Source organism: Brevibacillus centrosporus (assembly GCF_003710815.1).
In the GTDB taxonomy this organism is placed as follows: Bacteria; Bacillota; Bacilli; order Brevibacillales; family Brevibacillaceae; genus Brevibacillus; species Brevibacillus centrosporus.
Genome location: NZ_RHHP01000035.1, coordinates 56,932 through 63,715 on the forward strand (window position 1 = coordinate 56,932; position 6,784 = coordinate 63,715).

Below are 6,784 nucleotides of genomic sequence, written 5' to 3' on the forward strand. Positions count from 1 at the left end.
CCCTGCACATGTAGTACGATAATCCTTGGTATTTTAACCCCGCTAGCCCCACTCTAGCCCCGGTGTTGAAAGACAAGTTCGTGATGAAACACCTGGAAGTGTTGCTCACCCGTTACGTAGCAATAACTTCCATTTGCAAGTTTTGATTGAATTGGTTATAAGTAAATGTGAATTGTGTAAGGTAAGATATTTAGGAGGGACAAACATGCGTACCACATATATGGCGAAACCGCTCGAAGTTGAGCGCAAATGGTACATCGTTGACGCAGAAGGTCAAACGCTTGGCCGTCTGGCTAGCGAAGTAGCTTCGATCCTGCGCGGCAAACTGAAACCTGAATTTACTCCTCACGTTGATGCTGGCGATTTCGTAATCGTAATCAACGCTGACAAAGTAAAACTGACAGGTAAAAAACTGCAAGACAAAATCTACTACACTCACTCCCTGTATCCAGGTGGTTTGAAAAAGACCACTGCTGGCGACATGCTGAACAAGCGACCAGATCGTCTGTTCGAATTGGCTGTAAAAGGCATGCTGCCTAAAAACAGCCTGGGACGTCAAATGTTCACCAAGCTGAAAGTATACGCTGGAACTGAGCACCCACATGCAGCACAAAAACCAGAAGCTTGGCAAATCCGCGGTTAAGGTAAAGGGAGGAAATATACGTGGCACAAGTACAATACTACGGTACAGGTCGTCGTAAGCACTCCGTAGCACGCGTTCGCCTGGTTCCAGGTGAAGGTCGCATTGTGATCAACAAGCGTGAAATGGACACTTACTTTGGTTTGGAAACACTGAAATTGATCGTAAAACAACCACTCGTTCTGACTGAAACTCTTGGTCGTTACGATGTTCTGGTTAACGTAAACGGCGGCGGAACCACTGGTCAAGCTGGTGCAATCCGTCACGGTGTGGCTCGCGCTCTGCTGAAAGCAGATCCAGAACTGCGCGGCGCTCTGAAACGCGCTGGCTTCCTGACTCGCGACCCTCGTATGAAAGAGCGTAAAAAATACGGCTTGAAAGCAGCTCGTCGCGCACCTCAATTCTCCAAGCGCTAATTGTTGTTTTCCGGATACAACCCCTTGTCTGTTCGCAGGCAGGGGGTTTTTCCTTTTGTTGTAGATGGTCATATTTGTCCACCTTTGTCCATATGATGGATACGAGAATGGGACAAAGGGGACGGTACACAGTGACACGAAAAGGGATAGGCTGGATTTTGGCTTTCGCGCTGCTGGTGGTGTTGTTCACTTATGAGGCACCGGATCGTTCCTCCTGGACAGCATGGTCGCTTCCTCTTGCGGGGACAGTAATTGCCATTGATGCCGGCCATGGGGGAAAGGATGGGGGCGCCACGTCGGCTACAGGAGAAGTTGTAGAAAAAGACGTTACGCTTGCCATCAGTATGTACTTGCGTGATTTTCTCCAGCAATCAGGTGCCTATGTCATCATGACGAGGGAAGAAGACAAAGATTTGGCGTCACCAGAAGCAGACGCAAACCGAAAACGCAAATCAGAGGATATTCGCAACCGGGTCAAGCTCGTCAATGAAAACACTCCGGATTTTCTGATTAGTATTCACGTCAATTCGATTCCCTCCCCCAAATGGTCGGGTGCCCAAACCTTTTACTCGCCTGGCTTTAAAAAGAGCGCTGAGATGTCTTATCTGATCCAGGACGAGATCAAGCGCGTCATCGGGAATACAGATCGGGTACCAAAGCTGACGAACAACGTGTTTCTCATCCGGGAGGTAGCTTGTCCGGCAGTACTGGTGGAGGTAGGGTTTGTCAGCAATACGCAAGAAGCAAAGCAGCTTCAATCGGTTGATTACCAGAAGGCAATGGCCAATGCCATTTATCAAGGGATTTTACGGCAATATTCCGGGGAAAAGGTCTCGGTTACACCGGAAAGCTGACGCCCGCGTGTCCCTCAGGACCGAATATGCTATAATGGACGCGCAAACATGAAAGCTACAGGGGTCATAGAAAAGACAATAGATGAGGTGAACCAAGATGTTGACCAAAGAACAAGTTCTCGAAGCACTGCGCGACGTAAAAGATCCGGAAATCAACCGCAGTCTGGTCGAACTGAATATGATTCGCGACATTCGTATTGAAGGAAGTACGGTTAGTCTGACGGTTGTTTTGACCATATCCGGCTGTCCGTTGAAGGCAAAGATTGAAGATGATGTCATTGCGGCTCTCCGTGAGCTGGGAGCAGAGGATGTCCACCTGCAATTTGGCTCGATGACAGATGACGAGCGTGCTGCTCTCAGCGCACAGCTGCGTGGGGGAGGAGCAGGACAGACGCACAATATGACGCCCGGACAAGCACCACTGCTCAATCCGATCCTGGACAAAAATTCGAATACGACCTTTATTGCGGTCACATCCGGAAAAGGTGGCGTTGGGAAGTCCACCGTTACGGTTAACCTGGCTGTCGCATTGGCTCGTATGGGCAAAAAAGTCGGTATTATTGATGCGGACATTTATGGCTTCAGTGTTCCAGACATGATGAACATTGATCAACGCCCAACCGTTATCGGCGAAACCATTTTGCCTGTAGAAAAAATGAATGTAAAAGTGATGTCCATGGGCTTTTTTGTAGAGGACAACTCTCCAATCATTTGGCGTGGTCCGATGCTGGGCAAAATGCTTCGCAACTTCTTTTCTGAAGTTCACTGGGGCGAAGAGCTGGATTACTTGCTTTTAGACTTGCCTCCTGGAACAGGGGATATGGCGCTGGACGTGCATACGATGATTCCTCAGAGCATGGAGATTGTCGTGACCACTCCTCACGCTACAGCTGCTTTTGTTGCGGCTCGTGCAGGGGCAATGGCAAAGCGTACGGGACATGAGATTCTGGGCATCGTGGAAAACATGGCGTGGTACGAAGCTAAAGACGGCTCCAAGGAATACGTCTTTGGCCGCGGTGGCGGTGCGAAGCTGGCGGAAACATTGGCGAGTGAACTGTTGGCGCAAATACCGCTGGGACAGCCTGACAACCATCCATCTGAACCGGACTACACGCCATCTATCTACCGTGAACAGTCCAATATTGGTCAGATCTACATGGATATGGCGAGACGAGTCGCAGAAAAATGCGAAAGCGCCGCGAAACAATAACGAAGAAGCAAAAAGGTGGGCTCCCTGGAAAAGAGCTCACCTTTTTTGTTTCGAGTAACGAGGGTTAGCTTGATTTGCCTTCGTCGCTGCTTTCGCCACCGCCGCTGTCTTTCTTACCGCCTTTTTTCGGCTTCAATTCTTTTGGTTTCGTTAAATCCTCTTGTGCCTTCGTCATCAGCTTCAGCATTTCTGCCTGAAACAACGGGCTTTGCAAGGATTCCTTCATGATCTGCATCGTTTGCTGACGGTATGCCGAGCTTTTCATTAGATCCATCAGGTTCTTTTCGAATTCCGGATCCTTCATGACGGTGATTAATTCTTTTTGGTATTCCGGGTCCTTCATCAGATCCTTCATGAGGTTCTTTTGTTCTGTTTTCATCGACTTGGCGAGGGTACTGGCGAATTGCGGATCTTTGAAGGCTTCTTTAATGTGGGTGCTGTTTGGATTGGTCATGCTTTGGATCAAGGTGGTCCGTACCGTAGATTCGTCCAGCATGATATTCTGCTTGAACTTATCATCTTTCATCATTTTTTCCATCGATTTCTTTGCTTCGTCTGTCTGTAAAATGTCCAGCACCATGTCTTTTACGCTCTTATAGTCAGGCTGAGACGAGCCTTGCGCTTGTCCGCCGCTTGAGCATCCGGTCATAACCAAACAGACAAGTGCCAGCAGCCAAAAGGTCATCGACTTTTTTCTCATGGGGTGGACACCTCCTTCTTTGCTCTGCCTATAGATAACGTGTGCATTTTGTTTTGTTCTTACGCTAGTATTTTCTTGCATGCATTGGTACAATCATAGTCGATGTGGATGGGAGGGAATGTCTGGTGAGTTTGCGTAAGTATGGTTGGCTCTTTTTCACTACTCTGCTGCTTGGTGGATTGGGTGGTGCACTTGTTGCCTTTATTTTTGATTGGAGCAAATTGACGGAAAGCACGGTCGGCAACTTTCTGGTAGGCACTCTAATGTACATATTGTATGGAATGACGATCAGCATTGTGGCCCAAATGGGTTTTTTCGCGTATATGACGATTAATTACTTTGCAAAAACTATTTTCAAAACGCCGACATTGTGGAAAAGCGTGCAGATCTTCCTAGTTGTCTTTGTCTTTTTTGATATGATTTACCTGCGTTATACTTCTTTAGGGGAAGGCGGATCGATCGGGCCTTTTTTTATTGAGCCGATTCTCTTATTAGTCGTCTCGGTGGTGACGGCTTACGGCAAATCAAATTTGACGAACCGAACTGCTTGGATTCCCACATTGTTCTTTATGTTTGTCGTGACCTCACTGGAGTGGATTCCGGCCCTTAAGGAAACGGATGTGCACTCCACCTTGTCTATGCTGGTTCCATTATTATTTTGCAACGTCTGGCAAGTCATGCAATTGCATCGCCTGGTAAAAAGAGAAAGCTGACCTTATGTGGTCAGCTTTTTTTATGTTGTATTCCCTGATGGCTAGTTAATTTCCTTGCTCTTCATATCCGTCCCCGCAATCAGTTCAGACACGGTGACAAATTCATATCCTTGCTGACGCAGCTTATCGATGATAACGGGAAGAGCGAGGTGCGTTTCTTTGCAGGAATCGCTTGCGTGCATGAGAATGATGTCACCGGGATGGGCTTTTGACAATACATTGTTGATGATATTCTCTGTACCTGGGTTGGTCCAGTCCTTTGAATCCGTATCCCATTGAATGACGGTGTAGCCCATATCACCGGCAATTTGCAGAACTCGCTTGTCAAAATCACCGTTTGGCATCCGTATCAGATTAGGTTTTTTCCCAGTCATTTCGGTTAGAATGGTATCGGCTTTTCCGATCTGGGAGCGGATTTCTTCATCGGTATATTTACTGTAATTGTCATGCTTGTGGCCATGCGAGCCAATCTCAAAGCCATCCTCTTTAATGCGTTTGACGATTTCTGGATGACGCTGACTCCATGGAGAGGATAAGAAGATGGTTGATTTGGTCACGTTTTTAGCCTTTAAAATATCCAGGATGGGGACGGTGCGGGATTCTCCCCAGCTGATGTCGAAAGTTAAGGCAATCTTTTTCTCTTTGGTATCGACCTTGTAAATGGCTTGTGGCGCTTGGCTTCCTCCAGCGAAGGCAGACATCGTATCTTGTTCAGCATAGCCAATTCCTGCTGCCATCAAAATAGCGGCAGTGATGATGAGAACTTGTTTCAAGCGTTGTGCACTCACCACGTAGATCCATCTCATGGATAAGCACCTCCTTTGTCCAATAACAGTTTATGCATGTGAGACAAGGATATTCTTTGGCCTGTTGGCTATAGTTGAGGTACAATGCATATAGTGGAATTACCAGGCTGTAAAAGGAGCGTGGCTCATGAAAAATCAATTGCGGCGGTTGTGGATTGACAATAGAGCGTTCTTCCTAGCCGCATGTTTGCTGTTTATTGGTGGTGGACTGATTGGATTTTTGCAAGCCTCTGCCGTGGAGTCAATGGTGAACCAGCTCATGGACCAACTGAAGGAAATTGTGGAAAGAATAAGAGAAAGTGGCGGAGGGGTGCTCGCTACCTTCTGGATGATCTTTTCCAATAATGTGGTCAGCTCCTTGATGATGATGGCTTTGGGATTGTTCTTTGCATTCTTTCCCATAATTGGATTGCTGTCGAACGGGATTTTGCTCGGATTTATCCTGGCCAAAGCACAGGGAGTAAGCCCGTGGTTAATGCTTGGTGCGGGGATTTTGCCTCATGGCATTTTTGAATTGCCAGCGGTCCTGTTTGCAGCGGGGTTTGGTATTCGCTTGGGTGTACTGAGTTTTCGCTCTGTAGGCGTACTCATCCAGCCGCATAAAGGAGAAAGACTGAAAAATGATTGGTATGATACCCTCAAGCAATTTCCAGTTGCCGTGCTGGCTGTTATCGGTTTGCTCCTAATCGCAGCGATTGTCGAAAGCGCGATTACACCGTATATCATTCAGGAGCTGCTTGGAGGAAAGATGAAGATCAACTTGCTGAATTAGTAAGAGATGCAAGAAAAGACTCGCATATTGAAGCCTTCCTAAACGGAGGGCTTTTATTTTTGAATAGCGTTGAATTCTGATGGAAAGGATAGTGGGGAGACTCGTAAGGCGGAGGTCGATTTCATTGCTAGGGTTTTTGTTTAACACGAAAGAAGTACAGGAATTGGAGTACCTGCTAAAGCGGGAATTGGAAGAGATGCTGCTCGACTTTAGCGATAAGCGGATCGACTATTTGGTTAAGCGTGCGATGGAGGAACGGTACTCTATTATGTTTCGCATGTACGCTAGAATTGCCTCTCCCAATGAGCTTTCAAAGTATGTCCGGCGCAGAAAAATAGGCGACGAGAATTTTACTTGAAATCTTTTTTGAAAAACCTATTGACTCTAATATGGCGAACATGATAGATTAGTTCTTGTCCTTAAGACGACGTAACAAAAACGGTGAGCTTGAGGTCATCGAAATTAACGGATGCTCCTTGAAAACTGAACAGCGAAAGCGTTGATGAGTCTATCATTAAATGATTTGCCAGCTTTGAACCAGATACAAACTTTATTGGAGAGTTTGATCCTGGCTCAGGACGAACGCTGGCGGCGTGCCTAATACATGCAAGTCGAGCGAGTCTCTTCGGAGGCTAGCGGCGGACGGGTGAGTAACACGTAGGCAACCTGCCTC

Annotated in this window: 9 protein-coding genes and 1 rRNA gene; 8 read left to right on the top strand and 2 right to left on the bottom strand. The window is 47.1% G+C overall.

The window, feature by feature from the left end; genetic code table 11:
- Positions 1-205 precede the first annotated feature (205 nt).
- The 4 genes from rplM to salA all read left to right on the top strand — a co-directional run bounded on the left by rplM (position 206) and on the right by salA (position 3,120).
- Complete coding sequence (gene rplM / locus EDM55_RS23855) at positions 206-643, top strand: 50S ribosomal protein L13 (RefSeq protein ID WP_092277054.1); 438 nt, start codon at positions 206-208, stop codon at positions 641-643.
- A gap of 20 nt (positions 644-663) precedes the next feature.
- Positions 664-1,056 carry a 30S ribosomal protein S9 gene (gene rpsI / locus EDM55_RS23860; protein WP_005828788.1) on the top strand — a complete coding sequence of 131 codons (393 nt, stop codon included), beginning with the start codon at positions 664-666 and terminating at the stop codon, positions 1,054-1,056.
- Between the two features lie 131 nt (positions 1,057-1,187).
- Positions 1,188-1,910, top strand: a complete 723-nt coding sequence (gene cwlD / locus EDM55_RS23865) for an N-acetylmuramoyl-L-alanine amidase CwlD (protein WP_281274599.1) — start codon at positions 1,188-1,190, stop codon at positions 1,908-1,910.
- Positions 1,911-2,007: 97 nt separating this feature from the next.
- On the top strand, positions 2,008-3,120 hold the full coding sequence (gene salA, locus EDM55_RS23870; RefSeq protein ID WP_092277057.1) for an iron-sulfur carrier protein/transcriptional regulator SalA: 1,113 nt from the start codon (positions 2,008-2,010) through the stop codon (positions 3,118-3,120).
- A gap of 64 nt (positions 3,121-3,184) precedes the next feature.
- On the opposite strand, the gene gerD is transcribed toward salA, so the two are convergent.
- Positions 3,185-3,820 carry a spore germination lipoprotein GerD gene (gene gerD / locus EDM55_RS23875; protein ID WP_092277061.1) on the bottom strand — a complete coding sequence of 212 codons (636 nt, stop codon included), beginning with the start codon at positions 3,818-3,820 and terminating at the stop codon, positions 3,185-3,187.
- Positions 3,821-3,945: 125 nt separating this feature from the next.
- On the opposite strand from gerD, the gene EDM55_RS23880 reads away from it, so the two are divergent.
- Positions 3,946-4,533 (top strand): KinB-signaling pathway activation protein, encoded by a 588-nt coding sequence (locus EDM55_RS23880; RefSeq protein WP_122926741.1) that lies wholly within the window; start codon positions 3,946-3,948, stop codon positions 4,531-4,533.
- Positions 4,534-4,574: 41 nt separating this feature from the next.
- On the opposite strand, the gene pdaB is transcribed toward EDM55_RS23880, so the two are convergent.
- Entirely contained in the window at positions 4,575-5,339 is a 765-nt protein-coding gene (gene pdaB / locus EDM55_RS23885; protein ID WP_092277067.1) for a polysaccharide deacetylase family sporulation protein PdaB, read from the bottom strand.
- A gap of 127 nt (positions 5,340-5,466) precedes the next feature.
- On the opposite strand from pdaB, the gene EDM55_RS23890 reads away from it, so the two are divergent.
- From EDM55_RS23890 to EDM55_RS23900, 3 genes are all read left to right on the top strand, one after another.
- Positions 5,467-6,111 (top strand): stage II sporulation protein M, encoded by a 645-nt coding sequence (locus tag EDM55_RS23890; protein WP_122961536.1) that lies wholly within the window; start codon positions 5,467-5,469, stop codon positions 6,109-6,111.
- A gap of 124 nt (positions 6,112-6,235) precedes the next feature.
- Positions 6,236-6,469, top strand: coding sequence for a hypothetical protein (locus tag EDM55_RS23895; protein ID WP_092277074.1), 234 nt, complete (start codon positions 6,236-6,238; stop codon positions 6,467-6,469).
- Between the two features lie 192 nt (positions 6,470-6,661).
- A 16S ribosomal RNA gene (locus EDM55_RS23900) occupies positions 6,662-6,784 on the top strand; the annotation flags it as partial.

Excerpts from the sequence above, each read along its gene's own strand:
- rplM (WP_092277054.1), top strand. The coding sequence starts at position 206 with ATGCGTACCACATATATGGCGAAACCGCTCGAAGTTGAGCGCAAATGG.
- salA (WP_092277057.1), top strand. The coding sequence starts at position 2,008 with ATGTTGACCAAAGAACAAGTTCTCGAAGCACTGCGCGACGTAAAAGAT.
- gerD (WP_092277061.1), bottom strand. The coding sequence starts at position 3,820 with ATGAGAAAAAAGTCGATGACCTTTTGGCTGCTGGCACTTGTCTGTTTG.
- pdaB (WP_092277067.1), bottom strand. The coding sequence starts at position 5,339 with ATGAGATGGATCTACGTGGTGAGTGCACAACGCTTGAAACAAGTTCTC.
- EDM55_RS23890 (WP_122961536.1), top strand. The coding sequence starts at position 5,467 with ATGAAAAATCAATTGCGGCGGTTGTGGATTGACAATAGAGCGTTCTTC.